The organism is Cellulomonas sp. P5_C6 (genome assembly GCF_054049635.1).
This window is the reverse complement of record NZ_JBFULZ010000098.1, coordinates 1-14,872: the sequence shown is the minus strand read 5'-3', so window position 1 is coordinate 14,872 and position 14,872 is coordinate 1. Positions and strand designations below refer to the sequence as shown.

Below are 14,872 nucleotides of genomic sequence, written 5' to 3'. Positions count from 1 at the left end.
CGGCGGGTTGATCTGGATCTGTAGACCTCCCGTTGACCATGTCAACGGAACGGCTCGGTATCGGCCGAAACTCTTGGCGAGCTCCTAGTGGACCTGCAGGTCAGGCGTCTGCAAGACCGTGTCAACATCGGCCGAATCGCTTTCGATTCCCTACTGGCCGCTGGCGGCGAGCGCGCCGCTGGTCCGACCGAGACGCCGACAGGATCGTCGATGCGAGGCGCGTCGGACCCGAGCTCGTCGACGTGCGTGACTACCTGCGGGAGGGCGCCCGGCCGAGGGACGGGACGACGGCCACCTTGTTCTTGGGGCGGCCGGAAGGGCGGCCCAAGGTTCTCAGCGGCTTCGCTGCCAGCCATTGTGAGACCACTGTCTCTCGGCGAATACCTCACCGCGGTCGCCGGACGGATCGGCCCCCTGAGCGCGCCAAGTGTCTGGGCTGCGACTTAGGGCTGAACCCGATCATCTGAACGTGGCGCCGCGGAGAGCCCCGGGGGACGTGCGAGCAGCTCGAGCACTGCGTCGGCGACGGCCTGCGGCTGACGGAACGGCACGAAGTGGTCGCAGTCGAGCATCCGCAGATCGAGGGTGGGTTGTGTGGCCATCCAGGTCAGGTCTGACTCGGTCAGGAAGTAGTCGGTTCGTCCCATCAGCACGACCGCCGGGATCGTGTGCCAGGCGGCGCCCACCTGTCGGTTCACCATGGCGCTCGGCGCGATGGGGCGCCGGGGATGGTCACGCAATACGGCGCGGACTTCGGGCGGGAAGGTCGCGCCGGCCTCGTCGTCCAGCCACCATCGGTTGTCGAGCGCGTACGTGCCGTCGGGAAACCAGATGAGGTGCTCGTTGCCGTCCAACCAGTCGTCGTCTTGGACGAAGCCCTCATCGCGAGGGACCGAACTGACGTAGACCAGGCCGGCGACGTCGGGCTCGGCGTCGGCGGCGGCCGTGATGACGTCACCGCCGTAGGACCAACCGACGACGACGACGGGAGTCTCGCTGGCACGGATCGCCTCGCGAACGGCTTCGCTGTCGTCCATGAGCCCGGCGGTCGCTGACCGATGGGACGGCAGGTCCGGTGCCAGAACGTGGATGCCCCCCGCCTCGAGTGGCTGCTGGACCCAGAGCCAGTCGGACGGGTTGCCCCATCCGCCGTGGACCAACACGGCCGTCCCCTGAGTCCCCGGGGGGAGTGCCGACCGCTGTGCGGAAGACGCTGCGGACACGGGTCCGCTCCCTTCGTCGGCGAGCGTGCTGGTAGCCCAGCTGCCAGCCACCCGATGCGGGTTGTCCAGGTTGTGCGCCACATAGCGGCGTGATCGGCCCCGGCTAGGTCTCATTCAACCAAGTGAGCGCACCCCGTTCTTCAGCGACAGTATCGACCCCTCGGTCTCCGGCTGGCCGCGACCTCGCCACGATCGTCGGCGTCCGCTGGCGATAGCCGGGCGGACCGAAAGGGGGCACGCCGCCGGACGGTCCGCACCACTTCGGCGCGTGCCGCGTCCGGAGCGCGCTCAGACCGGCACTCGTCGGCCCGTCTCGAAGGACTCGATGCAGCCCAGGGCCAGTGCGAGCGCGCGGCGGCCCGCACGAGCGTGGATCGGTGGTTGGCCTCCAGACCGGAGGGCCGGCAGCAGTGCGTCGACATGTCGGTCGAAGGTGCGCTGGAACTGCCGGGCTTCGTCGTTGAAGTACCCGGCCTGCCACACCTGGCTGGTCTCGTCGCCGACGGTCGAGACCGTCAGCCGGCGCACCGTGTCCTCCACCAGCAGGCGTCCGGCGCGCCCGTTGATCTCCAGCTGGTGGGTCAGGGGGTAGGCGTACGACGAGTCGTAGGTGCCGACGAGGCTCCCGACGCCGCCGTTCGCGAGCTCGAGCGCGATGGCGACGGTCGTGTATGGGCCGTCGTGGGGCCGCGCCATCTGGGCCATCACGGACACGATCGGTCCGCACAGGTGCTCGATCGTGTCGAACGCGTGGCACTGCGTCTCGATCAGCTGGGCGTGCGGGTGCGTGCCGATGTTCGCCTCGCCTCCGAAACGCCAGCTCGTGAACACGATCTCGCCGAGGGTGCCGGCCGTGATCGCGGCCCGTGCGCGGAGCATCGGCTCGGCGTAGCGGTGGTTGAAGTTGATCGCCAGGAACAGGTCCCGCTCGGCCGCCTCGCGCAGGAGCTGGTCCGCCTCGGCAAGATCGAACACGAAAGGCTTCTCGACGAGGAGCGGAACGCCGCTGCGGATCAGCTGGAGCGTCGGGGCGAAGTGGTGCTCGTTCGGCAGCGCGACAGTGACGAGGTCCGGCTGGGCGGCGTCCAGCATCGCAGCGATGTCGGTGTAGCCCGTGGTGCCCGCCTCTGCTGCCTGCCGTCGTACGCGCTCGTCGGTCCTCCCGACGATCGCGACGACGGTCGTGTCGGACCGCTCGGTGAACACCCGGATGTGCTGTCGACCCCACCCGCCGGGGCCGACGACCGCGACGCGCAGAGGCGCGCCGCTTCCGGAGTCAGAGAGTGCCGCCCCCGCTCCTTCGCCGGCGACACTGTTGACGACACCCGGGTTCTCGGTCATGACCTTCCCCCGTCGTCGGGCAGCACGTTCCTGCAGTGAAACGTCACGCGGCGTGCGAGTCAATCGTCTGCCGGTGGCACCTCGGCGCCACCGCACGCCCACGGCAGCATCGACACCAGCAGGTTCTCGACGTCGTGGTTCCCTGAACGGCTTCGGGGACTCCTCCTGGCTCGGCCGGACGAGCCAGCCGGTCGAGCAGGCACCCGCCTGAGTCCAGCTTCGTGGTGGGCGAGGTCATCATCGTCAACGGCGGAGCACACGTGCCCTGACCGCTGCCCCAGGTGGACCCGTTCACTGCGGGAGCCTCACGTGACCACGTCAACAGAACCGCTCGAATCGGGTCGGGTCGATGGATGTGCGATCGCGGACGTGCAGATCAGGCGTTCGGGCATGTCTGTCGGGACTCGCCGAATCGCCTTCGACTCCCGCCACCTCGACCCGACCCGACGTGGCCCCCAACTGAATCACTGCAGTCCAGAGGCCATTTCGACACGTACGTCGTCCGACGTGCGCGACCGCTCAGCTGAGCGCCGCGCAGAGCGGTGCCAGGGCGGTCACATCGCCAAGGCGGAAGTACTCGTCGAACGGGTGATGCGCAGACAGCCTCACCGGCTCGTCGGTGGCGGAGTCGATGAGCGCCGTCCCGGCGTCGGTGAGGATCGTCCCTCCGCCGGGGAGCCAGGCCCGTGTGCTCAAGCCACTGATCGCCGTGGTCCCCGACGCGACGTCTCCAGGGGTCCCGAGGTTGTGAACCACTGTGTCGTGCTGGCTCCACAAGGCGATGAGGCCGGTGTCTGGATTGGTGAACGTGCCGTCGAGGTACTCACGGAAGTGCCGTTGCAGCAAGTTGCCCTCGGCGTCGTAGAGCCGCTTCCCTACGACCGAGCGAGCCTGCGTCACCAGCAACTCGGTGCCGTCGCAGACGATGCCAGACGGCTCGTCGATGATGTCCGGGTCACTGAACGCGAGGCTGCAGGAGATGTGGCTCCCGGTGCGGAAGCAGCTGGCATTGAAGGATTCTGGCGGCGGCGGGTTCAGTGTGCCCGGGTCAACTGAGTCTTTGGCCGAAGCGGGTGCGGCGAGCGACAACGTGACGAGGAGAGCGCCGACAACCACCACGACGAGCCGCCGGAACCGACGGCCGGGATGGACGCGACGAACCGTTGCACCGTGGAGATCGGAACTAGAACCGTGATCGGCGCGCATGCGAGGAGTCCGTCCGGGAGGGATCTGATGGATCCGCGCGCGATCTCAGCCTCGCGCGTCTGTGCGCCTGGGCGGTCGCTGAGCCGATGTGCCCCGGGGCGCTGCCATTTCCAGGTATAGCCCTGCCGGGCTTGGCTGTCACCGGCGGCGTCGTCACGGCAACTCTCGCTTCGTGGCTCGTCGAACGCGTAGCGGGGGCAAAGGAAGAAGAACAGGCTGCGACACGGGCGCACGTTGATGCGCTGACCTCTGAGGTTCGCGCGCTGCGCGCCGAACTGCGTACTCGCTGGAACGAGCCTGACCAGCCGATGTGACGCCGCCGGGTCACTGCATACAGGAGAAGGCAGCCGCGGGTCCGCGCGCCACCGACGTCGTCACCGTCAGTTCGTGGTCGTCAGAGCATCGGCAGGTGGTGATGGCGGATGTCGACGCTCCCCGCGGCGGGCGCCCGAACAGGGTTGGCGAATTCACGGTTAGCCTCGGTCGGGTGGATGCGGAGCCGGAGCACAACGACACCGACGTCCTCGCCAACCTCCGCCGCTACCCCGACCTCGAGGCCCCGAACCTCCACGCGGTCGACGCCAGCGACCGGCTGATCCTCGACGAGGCCGCTCCCGCGCTGGCGGAAGCCGACGGCGAGGACGTCGTCGTCATCGGCGACCACCACGGAGCGCTGACCCTCGGCGCCATCGCCCGGCACGGGCTCACCGGCATCCGCACGCACCAAGACCGGCTGCTGGGCGAGCAGGCGCTGCACGCGAACGCCGAGCGGCTCGGCATCGCCGGGTTCGCTTCGAGAGGGCTGACCCCGGAGCTCGTCACGGGAGCCAAGCTCGTGCTGCTGCAGCTCCCGCGGTCGCTCGACGCGCTCGACGAGATCGCGGCCCTGATCGCAGACCACGCCGACCCGAAAGTGAGCATCTATGCGGGCGGCCGGGTCAAGCACATGACGCCGGCGATGAACGACGTCCTCGGGCGCCACTTCGCCAGCGTGCAGGCGCACCTCGCGAGGCAGAAGTCGCGCGTGCTCGTGGCGGCAGAGCCGAAGGCCGAGCGGCCCGCGAATCGCTGGCCCGAGCGCCAGGTGCACCCAGACCTCGGCATCACCGTCTGTGCCCACGGCGGCGCGTTCGCCGGGACGGGGATCGACATCGGCACCCGCGCGTTGCTCCAGCATCTCGACGCGATGCCGACAGACAGCGCCAAAGCCGTCGACCTCGGCTGCGGCACGGGGGTGCTCGCTGTCCTCCTGGCTCAGGCGATCGAAGTTCTGACCGTCACCGCGACCGACGAGTCGGCGGCCGCGGTGGCCTCCGCCCGGGCGACGGTCGCGGCGAACGGTCTACAACACAGAGTCACAGTCGTGCGGGCGGACGGCGCAGGCCCAATCGACGACGCGAGCGTCGACCTCGTCCTGCTCAACCCGCCGTTCCACGTCGGCGCCGCGGTGCACGACGGGGTGGCGAGGACGCTGTTCGCCGAGGCCGCGCGGGTCCTCAAGCCCGGTGGCGAGCTGTGGGCCGTGTGGAACTCGCACCTGCGCTACCGGCCGGCGCTGGAGCGCATCGTCGGGCCCACCCGGCAGGCCGGCCGCGACCCGAAGTTCACCGTCACGGTGTCCACACGCACAGGGGAGAAACCGGACGTACGCTCGACCCGATGATGCGTCCCACAGCGTCCACGGTCGGCGAGCTCCGCGCCTCCGGCCACGTCCACACCTCGGTGCGCGAAGAGATCCGCGCCAACCTTCTCGCTGCCCTCCGGGACGGCCGCGATCCGTGGCCCGGCATCCACGGCTTCGACGACACCGTCATCCCGCAGCTTGAGCGGGCCCTCATCGCGGGCCACGACATCGTGCTCCTCGGCGAGCGCGGCCAGGGCAAGACCCGGATCCTCCGCACCCTCCAGGGCCTGCTCGACGAGTGGTCCCCGGTCATCGAGGGGTCCGAGCTCGGCGAGCACCCGTACGAGCCGATCACCGCCGCGAGCAAGCGCAAGGCAATCGCACACGGTGAGGACCTTCCGGTCGCCTGGCGCCACCGGGACGAGCGGTACGTCGAGAAGCTCGCGACCCCGGACACGAGCGTCGCCGACCTCATCGGCGATGTGGACCCCATGAAGGTCGCCGAGGGCCGGGCGCTCGGGGACCCGGAGACGATCCACTTCGGCCTGGTGCCGCGCGGGCACCGGGGCATCGTCGCCATCAACGAGCTGCCCGACCTCGCCGAGCGCATCCAGGTCGCCATGCTCAACGTGATGGAGGAGCGCGACATCCAGATCCGCGGCTACGTGCTGCGCCTGCCGCTCGACGTGCTCGTCGTCGCCACCGCGAACCCCGAGGACTACACCAACCGCGGGCGGATCATCACGCCGCTCAAGGACCGGTTCGGGGCCGAGATCCGCACGCACTACCCGACCGAGCTCGCCGACGAGGTCGCGGTCATCCGCCAGGAGGCCGTCCTGCACGCGGACGTGCCCGACCACCTCATCGAGATCCTGGCCCGCTTCACCAAGACGCTGCGGGAGTCGAGCGCCGTCGACCAGCGCAGCGGGGTGAGCGCCCGGTTCGCCATCGCGGGCGCGGAGACCGTGGCGGCGTCGGCGCTGCACCGGGCCGCGCGGCAGGGCGAGGAGCACGCCGTGGCCCGCCCGGTCGACCTCGAGACTGCCGTCGACGTGCTCGCGGGGAAGATCGAGTTCGAGTCGGGGGAGGAGGGGCGCGAGGACGAGATCCTCGACCACCTGCTCCGCACCGCGACGGCGGAGACGGTCCGGGCGCACCTGCGGGGCGTCGACTTCGGCATCCTGGTCGACGCGATCCAGGGCGGCGCGATGGTGACCACGGGCGAGCAGGTCACGGCCCGCGACGTGCTGGCCGGCCTGCCGTCGTTGGGGGAGTCCGAGCTCTACGACGAGATCTGCACCCGCCTCGGCGCGACGAACGACGGCGAGCGGGCCGCCGCGATCGAGCTCGCGCTGGAGGGCCTGTACCTCGCGCGCCGGATCAGCAAGGAGTCCGGGGGCGGCGAGACGATCTATGGCTAGAGCCAACCGCCGGCTGACGCGACGAGCGCGGTACGTCCCGTACGTCGACGGGCCGGACCCGCTCGCGCCGCCGGTCGACCTGGCCGAGGCCTTGGACGCGATCGGCGCGGACGTCATGGCGGGCTACTCGCCCGAGCGCGCGATGCGCGAGTTTCTGCGGCGCGGCGGTCGGGACCAGGCCGGCCTGGACGAGCTGGCGCGACGGGTCGCCGAGCGGCGCAGAGAGCTGACCTCGGAGAACAACCTCGACGGCACGCTGCAGGAGGTCAAGGAGCTGCTCGACCGGGCGGTCCTGGCCGAGCGCAAGCAGCTGGCGCGCGACGTCGACATGGACGAGGGCGACCGCGCCCTGGCGCAGATGCAGCTGGACAACCTCCCGTCCTCGCCCGCCGCCGCCGTCAACGAGCTCAACGGCTACGACTGGCGCAGCGCCGAGGCGCGGCAGGAGTTCGAGAAGATCAAGGACCTGCTGGGTCGGGAGATCCTCGACCAGCGCTTCGCCGGCATGAAGCAGGCGCTGGAGAACGCGACCGACGAGGACCGGGCCGCGCTGAGCGAGATGCTGGCCGACCTCAACGGGCTGCTCGAGGCGCGCAAGCAGCACCACGACACGCAGGAGCAGTTCGACGACTTCATGGCCAAGCACGGCGAGTACTTCCCCGAGAACCCGCAGAACCTCGACGAGCTCCTCGACGCCCTCGCGCAGCGGGCGGCCGCCGCCCAGCGGATGCGCAACTCGATGAGCAGAGAGCAGCGCGAGGAGCTCGATGCGCTCGCCCAGCAGGCGTTCGGCTCGTCGGAGCTCATGGACCAGCTCGGGCAGATGGATGACGCCCTCAGAGCTCTGCGCCCAGGCGAGGACTGGGGCAGCTCGGAGCGCCTGGACGGCCAGAACGGGCTCGGGCTCGGCGACGGCACCGGTGTCTTCCAGGACCTCGCCGACCTCGACGCGCTGGCCGACCAGCTCGCGCAGTCCTACCAGGGCTCCCAGCTGGACGACCTCGACCTCGAGAAGCTCGCGCGCCAGCTCGGGTCCGACGCGGCCGTCGACGCCCGCACCCTGCAACGGTTGGAGAGGGCGCTGAGCGAGTCCGGCACGATCCGGCGCGGTTCGGACGGCCAGCTCCGGCTGACGCCCAAGGCCATGCGCCAGCTGGGCAAGGCGGTCCTGAAGGCGGTCGCCGACACGATGTCCGGGCGCACGGGCGGGCATGACGTCCGCCGCTCCGGCGCCGCCGGCGAACCCTCGGGATCGACGCGCGAGTGGGCGTTCGGCGACACGGAGCCGTGGGACGTGAGCCGGACGATCACCAACGCGCTGGCCCGCGGGTCCCGCAGGATCGAGGTCGGCGACGTCGAGATCCAGGAGACCGAGGCGCGCACCCAGGCGTGCGTCGCGCTGCTGGTCGACACGTCGTTCTCGATGGCGATGGAGGGTCGCTGGGTGCCGATGAAGCGCACCGCGCTGGCCCTCCACACGCTGGTCACCACCCGGTTCCGAGGCGACGACCTGCAGCTGATCGGCTTCGGGCGCAGCGCGTCGGTCATGCAGATCGAGGAGCTGGTGGGGCTCGACGAGAAGTGGGAGAAGGGCACGAACCTGCACCACGCCCTGCTGCTGGCCAACCGGCACTTCCGCAAGCACCCGAACGCGCAGCCGGTGCTCCTCATCGTCACCGACGGCGAGCCGACCTCCCACCTGGAGTCCGACGGCGAGGTCTTCTTCGACTACCCGCCCCACCCGGTGACGATCGCCCTTGCGGTGCGCGAGCTCGACGGGTCGACGCGCCTGGGTGCGCGGACGACCTTCTTCCGCCTCGGCGACGACCCGGGGCTCGCGCGGTTCGTCGACGCCATGGCCAAGCGGGCGGGCGGGACGGTCGTCACGCCGGAGGCCGACGACGACCTGGGCGCCGCCGTCATCGGCTCCTACCTGAGCTCGCGCCGGAGCGGCGCGTTCGGTGGCTGGGGTCGCGACGACGAGTGGTGATCGGCTCTCGGATCGATATCGTTATCAAGCGATCGGCGCCGCTGCCGGCCGCGTGAGGGAGATGACGATGTCGCCTGACCAGCTCACGTTCGACAACCCGGTCGAGCGCCACTCGCACATCAAGCCGCACGCCTCGTGGCAGCCGCTGCCGGGCCTCGACGCGGAGCTCGACCCGAAGGCCGACCACGGCGAGACCAGCTACCGCGGCACCGGGCGCCTGCCCGGCCGCAAGGCGCTCATCACGGGCGGCGACTCGGGCATCGGCGCGGCGGTGGCGATCGCGTTCGCCCGCGAGGGTGCGGACGTGGCCCTCAGCTACCTGCCGGAGGAGCAGGTCGACGCCGAGGCCATCGCGGCGCTGGTGCGCGCGGAGGGTCGGACTGCGGTCCTGCTCCCCGGCGACATCCGGGATCGCGACGTCTGCCGGTCCCTGGTCGCCGATGCGGTGGAGGGCCTGGGCGGGCTCGACATCCTGGTGAACAACGCGGCGCACCAGGTGTACCACCAGACGTTCGACGAGCTGGACGAGGCCGACCTCGACCGCACGATCCAGACGAACCTGTACGCGATGTTCTGGATCACGCGCGACGCCCTGTCGCACCTCGGCCCGGGGTCGACCATCATCAACAGCACCTCGGTGCAGGGGTACAACCCGTCGCCGATGATCATCAACTACGCGTCCACCAAGTTCGGCATCATCGGCTTCACCAAGGCGCTCGCCGCCGACCTGGCGCCCCGCGGCATCCGCGTGAACGCCGTCGCGCCCGGGCCGGTGTGGACGCCGCTGCAGGTCTCGGACGGGCAGCCCACCGAGAAGCTGGACGGCTTCGGGGACTCGTCCTGGCTCGGCCGCACGAGCCAGCCGGTCGAGCAGGCGCCGGCCTACGTGTTCCTCGCCTCGCCCGAGTCGAGCTTCGTGGTGGGCGAGGTCATCAACGTCAACGGCGGGGCGAACGTGCCCTGACGTGCAGGTGTGCGGCCCGCGCGCTCAGAAGAACGGCCAGGGGAACGCCGGCATGTCGCCTCGAGGACCGGGGAACGTGGCCCTGCGCAGCAGCCGGTCGCAGCGGGTGGCCAGGGCGTCGAGCTCCTCGTCGCTGAGGAGCTGGGCCAGGCGCTGACCGAGGTCGCCGTCCAGGTGCATCCGCACGCGTTCCACGCCGGACACCTCGTCGGTGTTCAGCGACTCGCCCCGCCAGCCCCACAGGACCGTCCGGAGCTTGTGCTCGTCGTGGAAGCTGACGCCGTGGTCGACGCCGTAGCGATGGCCGTGTGACGTCGGGAGGATGTGGCCGCCCTTGCGGTCCGCGTTGTTCACGACGACGTCGAAGACGGCCATCCGGCGCAGCGCGGGGGAGTCCTCGTGGATCAGGGTCAACGGCTGGTCGTCGTCGTCGATGCCCTGGAAGACCGCCCGCCAGCCCTCCGGCGGCACGGCCTGCGCCGGGACGATGTCCACCGGGTCCTGCTCGGCGTCGGGCTCCTGCCAGACCTGCACCATGCCAGGCCCCATCGGGCCGTCGCGCAGGAAGGTCAGCGGCACGATGTCCCATCCGAACGCCTCCGAGACCAGGAAGGCGGCCACCTCGCGGTTCGCCAGCGTGCCGTCGGGAAAGTCCCACAGCGGCCGCTCGCCGGCGACGGGCTTGTAGACGACCTGGACGTCGCCGATCGTCGCCAGGAACGTCGCGTTCGACGCAACCGTGATGCGCCCGACGAGCTCGAGCTCACCGGCGCCGAGGTCGGTCATGACTCCTCAGGCGCGCCGCACACGTGGCTGTCGTCGTCCATCGGCCTGCCGCACCGCGGGCACAGGGGGCGGCCCGACCGGACGACCTGGCGGGTGCGCTGGACGAAGGCCCGGGCGGTCCCGACGGGTATCCGGACCAGGAGCATCTCGCTCGCGTCCTCCGGCTCGGCCGGCTCCTCGCCCTCGGCGGTCTCCTCCAGCGGGAACGCCTCGACGATGACCTGCGCGGTCGAAGGATCCCAGCCCAGCCGCATGAGTCCGGCGCGGAACTGCTCCTCGACGGGCTGGTCCAGGGGGTCATTGTCGACGAGCTCGGCGGGTGTGTCGGCGGGGACGCTGAACCGGTTCCCCTCGTCGGCCATCAGAGCGTCGAGGATCTCGTCGATCTTCTCCGCGAGCACCGCGGACTGCTCCTTCTCGAGCCCGACGCTCGTACTGCGGGCGCCGTCGCGGACCTGCAGGTAGAAGCTTCGCGAACCGGGGCTTCCCACGGTGCCGACGACGACACGGTCGGGCCAGTCGAACAGGTGAACAAGGGCCGGCATGTCGCTCACTTTACGAGGGCGCCGCGGGGGCCGCCTCGGGACCCGCCCCGCCGCCGACCGGTGCGTCGCCGACCGGAGCAGCGGCCCGCAACCAGGACAGGTCGCCCGAGTCGGTGTTGGTCGCCACCACCTCGGGGCGGGTGGAGCCGTACCGGACGATCGAGACAGAGCCGGGGTTGACCGTGATGCGCTGGAAGAGGTCGAGCTCCATACCCAGCGCGTCGGCAAGGACGGACTTGATGATGTCGCCGTGCGTGACCGCGACCCACACCGCGCCGGCGCCGTGCTCGTGCTCGAGTGCCGCGTCGTGCCTGCGGATCGCCGCCACCGACCGCGCCTGCATGCCTGCCATCGACTCGCCTCCCGGGAACACCACCTCGGACGGCTTCGTCTGCACGACCGACCACAGCGGCTCCTGGGCGAGCTCCTTGAGCGGACGGCCCTGCCACTGCCCGTAGTCGCACTCGATGATGCCCGACTCGAGCTGCACCGTCGGGGAGCCGTCATGCCGCTCCGCGATGATCCGCGCCGTCTGCCGGCACCGCGCCAGTGGGCTCGAGATCACCGCGTTCAACGGCACCGCTGCGAGCCGCTCCGCTGCGCGTTCGGCCTGGCTGCGCCCGACCTTGTCGAGATCGACCCCCGGGGCGCGTCCGGTCAGGATCCCCGCGACGTTCGCCGTGCTGCGGCCGTGCCGGACGAGGATGACTGTGGCCATGAGGGGAGCCTAGGCACCCGCAGGTGATTGGAGGCCGTCAGGATCACTTGCCGAGTCGTCGCCGATAGGACAACCCCGTACCGGGTACCCGGAGCGTCATGTTCGATCCGCCCTTGCTGCTCTGCACCCGCCACCCGCGGCCGCCCAGGCTGGCACCGAGACCGCGTCGCGACAGGGTGAGGCGGAACGGTCCGAGACCGAACGACTTCCGGATGAGCACGTGACGCCTTTCGCTGAGGAAGACAAACGGGGTACCGACAGCTCCGCTACATGCGGCTCAGGATGTCGGCCTTCTTGCTCGAGAACTCGTCGTCGGTCAGGATCCCCGCGTCGCGGAGGGCTGCCAGCTTGGTGATCTGCTCGAACAGGTCCTCGGGTCCTGGGCCGGACTCGATGGCGTCGACGGTGATCTCCGCGGCCACCTGTGCGGGGGCGCTGGCCACGGCGGGCCGAACCTGCTCGTAGCTGATCTCCCGGCGGATGGTGTTCGTCGCCTGGTGACGCAGGGCGTCGATGTGGATCGACCGGTGCTCGAGCGCGAGCCGTGCGTCGCGGGCGGTCGCGTTGATCACGCGCTGCGCCTCGTTGCCGTCGCGGATGTCGTCCATCGTCACCGCCCCGCGTGAGGCTCCGCTCTGGACGTGCACGGTGACCGTGTACACACCCCGGGCCTTCTGAGTCATCGACTGCCGGACGTCCACGTCGATCACGTCGGCGACGGGGACCTGCTGGGCGTCGGTCCGCAGGGTGCCCTTGGAGAGGTGGAGGTAGTAGATGTCGAGTCGGTACTGGCCGGTCGTCAAGCCGCCGACGCCCTTGCCGACCGCGGACCAGAGCGTTCCGTCCGGAACGGCGAACTCGTTGGACGTGAGCCGTCCGGCGGCGCTCTTCAGCAGCGACGTCTTGGCCGGCGCCTGGATGTGCTCGGTCCAGGCGGAGCCGTCCCAGTAGCGAGAGTGGCCGCCGTCGACCGGGTACCAGCCCGCAGGGGCCTGTTGGGCGTTCGTGGTCATAGCTGGGTTCTCCGATTCCGAGAATTCCGCGCACGACGAGTGACGCGGAGAGGTCGGGGAGCCGCCGAGTGTGCAGGCCGGCTCTGGTGGCGAACCGCAGCTGGAGCCGCACTCGCCTTATGTCAGAAACGGTACCGATGTGGACGTGGTGCGATGAGGGACCTTCGTCCTCGATCGCCAGGGGGAGAGGCGCGCCGCATCCTCGGAGGCCCCTCACACAGGGGCGAGGAGCCAGTCGAGCACCTGGTCGGCGGACCAGCCGTCGGGATGCAGCTCGGCAAGCCGGCTTGCGCCGGTGAGGTCGCTGCCGAGGGTGACCAGGGGCTCTTCGGTCCGACCGTCCGGCCGGGTCTGGCCGAGGCCGACGTCGGCCGACAGCGCGTTGCACAGGCAGGCTCGGCCGGCGGTGTCGTCGGCAGACCCGCCCTTGCGCACGTACATCTCGACCGGCTCGGCCGGGCACCGGAACCCCACCCGGGCGTCGTCCCGGAGATAGGGCGACCGCAGGAAGCCCAGGTCGCACAGGCGTGGCCGCGCGTCGCGCACAGACGGGTCCGAGAGCGATCCGTCGAGCTGGGCAACCTTGAACGGGAAGCCGGTCGGCGAGGCGTCCCCGTCGGTGAGGACCTCGAGCTCGCCCGCCCGCAGCCGGGTCAGGAGCCGGGCGCGCAGCTCCGGGGTCAGACCCGAGTCGGTGCTCAGCGCGAAGACCGTCCCCACCTGCACACCGGTCGCGCCGGCGGCCACCGCGGCCCGCACCGCCTCGGGAGAGCCGAGCGAGCCGGCGAGCCAGAAGGGCAGACCCACGGCCGCGACCTTGACGATGTCCGCCTGGTCCCGAGCGCCGAACACCGGCTGACCTCGCTCGTCCCGCACCGGTCGGCCTCGCGGCGGCGCGTTGTGACCTCCAGCCAGCGGCCCCTCGATGACGAACCCGTCGGGTCGGATGGCAGGGTCGCGCGTGAGGTAGGCGGCGAGGACCTCGCTGGACACGATCGCCAGGAACAGCGGCCGGTCCAGCGGTGGCAGATCGGGTCCGAGCAGGTCCGGCGGGTCGATGTCGACCCCGTGGTCGCCGCCCGGGTCGCCGGCGACGTCGACGGGCAGCCGGGTCGGGCGGTGGGCCGCGAGGTCGTCGAGCAGGTGCGGGAGGTGGCGCGGGATTCCGGCGCCGACGAGTACGGCGTCGACGCCGGCGAGCATCGCCCCGTACGCCGCGGCGGGGAGCGCCAGCTGGATCTTCTCCAGGTAGTTGATGCCGACGAGGCCGTCGTGGCCGGACTTCGCCAGCCAGACCTCGACGAAGTTGCCGAGGACGGTCAGCTCCTGGACCGCCCGTCCGGGCCGCAGGCTGAGCCGCGAGACCGGGGTGTAGGGCACGCCCGGTGCGCGTCCGCCGGGCCGCAGGTACCGCGCGAGCACGCGCTCGACGATGGACCGCACGGGGAAGGCCGCCATCGCACGACGGACCGAGCCGTCGAGGTCGCCGTCCTCGAGCCGCCGCGCCAGGACCAGGTCCAGCGCAGTCCCCGACACGACGCCGAGCTGTCCGCGCCGGGCGACGGCGGAGGCCAGGCGCCACGACGAGACGGCCACGCCCATCCCGCCCTGGATGATCGTCGGCAGCGCTCGTCGCGAGATCGTCACCGGTTACAGCCCCATGGCATGCACGCCGCCGTCGACGTGGACGATCTCGCCGGTGGTCGCGGGGAACCAGTCCGAGAGCAGCGCGACCACGGCGCGCGCGGTCGGGTCGGGGTCGCTGACGTCCCAGCCGAGCGGCGCCCGGTCGTTCCAGCCGCCCTCGATCGACTCGAAACCGGGGATCGACTTGGCCGCGGTCGACCGGACCGGACCCGCGGCGACGAGGTTGACCCGGATCCCCTCGGGCCCCAGGTCCCGCGCCAGGTACCGCGCGGTCGACTCCAGCGCCGCCTTCGCGACGCCCATCCAGTCGTAGACCGGCCAGGCGACGCTCGCGTCGAACGTCAGCCCGACCACCGAGCTGCCCCGGTGCATCAACGGCTGCGCGGCGACCGTG

The 14,872-nt window shown here is 70.8% G+C and carries 14 protein-coding genes; 4 read left to right on the top strand and 10 right to left on the bottom strand.

Translation table 11 applies throughout. From position 1 onward, the window contains the following. Window positions 1–443: 443 nt before the first annotated feature. The 3 genes from ACXJKG_RS12445 to ACXJKG_RS12435 form a co-directional block, all read right to left on the bottom strand. Window positions 444–1,337 carry an alpha/beta fold hydrolase gene (locus ACXJKG_RS12445; protein WP_456846075.1) on the bottom strand — a complete coding sequence of 298 codons (894 nt, stop codon included), beginning with the start codon at window positions 1,335–1,337 and terminating at the stop codon, window positions 444–446. Between the two features lie 174 nt (window positions 1,338–1,511). Continuing rightward, window positions 1,512–2,564: a Gfo/Idh/MocA family protein gene (locus ACXJKG_RS12440; RefSeq protein ID WP_456846074.1), complete on the bottom strand. Its 1,053-nt coding sequence runs from the start codon at window positions 2,562–2,564 to the stop codon at window positions 1,512–1,514. Window positions 2,565–3,083: 519 nt separating this feature from the next. Beyond that, window positions 3,084–3,770: a hypothetical protein gene (locus ACXJKG_RS12435; protein WP_456846073.1), complete on the bottom strand. Its 687-nt coding sequence runs from the start codon at window positions 3,768–3,770 to the stop codon at window positions 3,084–3,086. A gap of 487 nt (window positions 3,771–4,257) precedes the next feature. Here ACXJKG_RS12435 and ACXJKG_RS12430 point away from each other — a divergent pair, with 487 nt between their 5' ends. The 4 genes from ACXJKG_RS12430 (at window position 4,258) to ACXJKG_RS12415 (ending at window position 9,769) form a co-directional block, all read left to right on the top strand. Continuing rightward, on the top strand, window positions 4,258–5,433 hold the full coding sequence (locus tag ACXJKG_RS12430; RefSeq protein ID WP_456846072.1) for a class I SAM-dependent methyltransferase: 1,176 nt from the start codon (window positions 4,258–4,260) through the stop codon (window positions 5,431–5,433). Beyond that, window positions 5,430–6,815, top strand: coding sequence for a magnesium chelatase (locus ACXJKG_RS12425; RefSeq protein WP_456846071.1), 1,386 nt, complete (start codon window positions 5,430–5,432; stop codon window positions 6,813–6,815). The genes ACXJKG_RS12430 and ACXJKG_RS12425 overlap by 4 nt, the downstream gene beginning before the upstream one ends. Then, complete coding sequence (locus ACXJKG_RS12420; RefSeq protein ID WP_456846070.1) at window positions 6,808–8,805, top strand: vWA domain-containing protein; 1,998 nt, start codon at window positions 6,808–6,810, stop codon at window positions 8,803–8,805. Before ACXJKG_RS12425 ends, ACXJKG_RS12420 begins: the two co-directional genes overlap by 8 nt. Window positions 8,806–8,872: 67 nt before the next feature. Next, window positions 8,873–9,769, top strand: a complete 897-nt coding sequence (locus tag ACXJKG_RS12415) for an SDR family oxidoreductase (protein ID WP_456846069.1) — start codon at window positions 8,873–8,875, stop codon at window positions 9,767–9,769. 24 nt (window positions 9,770–9,793) lie between these two features. Here ACXJKG_RS12415 and ACXJKG_RS12410 read toward each other — a convergent pair whose 3' ends face one another. From ACXJKG_RS12410 to ACXJKG_RS12380, 7 genes are all read right to left on the bottom strand, one after another. Then, window positions 9,794–10,555, bottom strand: coding sequence for an SCO1664 family protein (locus ACXJKG_RS12410; RefSeq protein ID WP_456846068.1), 762 nt, complete (start codon window positions 10,553–10,555; stop codon window positions 9,794–9,796). After that, window positions 10,552–11,100 (bottom strand): DUF3090 domain-containing protein, encoded by a 549-nt coding sequence (locus ACXJKG_RS12405; RefSeq protein ID WP_456846067.1) that lies wholly within the window; start codon window positions 11,098–11,100, stop codon window positions 10,552–10,554. Before ACXJKG_RS12405 ends, ACXJKG_RS12410 begins: the two co-directional genes overlap by 4 nt. Window positions 11,101–11,110: 10 nt before the next feature. Continuing rightward, window positions 11,111–11,818 carry a histidine phosphatase family protein gene (locus ACXJKG_RS12400; protein ID WP_456846066.1) on the bottom strand — a complete coding sequence of 236 codons (708 nt, stop codon included), beginning with the start codon at window positions 11,816–11,818 and terminating at the stop codon, window positions 11,111–11,113. A gap of 43 nt (window positions 11,819–11,861) precedes the next feature. After that, window positions 11,862–12,038 (bottom strand): DUF4236 domain-containing protein, encoded by a 177-nt coding sequence (locus ACXJKG_RS12395; RefSeq protein WP_456846065.1) that lies wholly within the window; start codon window positions 12,036–12,038, stop codon window positions 11,862–11,864. A 46-nt stretch (window positions 12,039–12,084) separates the two neighbouring features. Continuing rightward, window positions 12,085–12,831 (bottom strand): SHOCT domain-containing protein, encoded by a 747-nt coding sequence (locus ACXJKG_RS12390; protein WP_456846064.1) that lies wholly within the window; start codon window positions 12,829–12,831, stop codon window positions 12,085–12,087. 213 nt (window positions 12,832–13,044) lie between these two features. Continuing rightward, window positions 13,045–14,478 (bottom strand): nitronate monooxygenase, encoded by a 1,434-nt coding sequence (locus ACXJKG_RS12385; protein ID WP_456846063.1) that lies wholly within the window; start codon window positions 14,476–14,478, stop codon window positions 13,045–13,047. A gap of 3 nt (window positions 14,479–14,481) precedes the next feature. Beyond that, the coding region (locus tag ACXJKG_RS12380) for an SDR family oxidoreductase (RefSeq protein WP_456846062.1) at window positions 14,482–14,872 on the bottom strand (391 nt) is incomplete at its 5' end.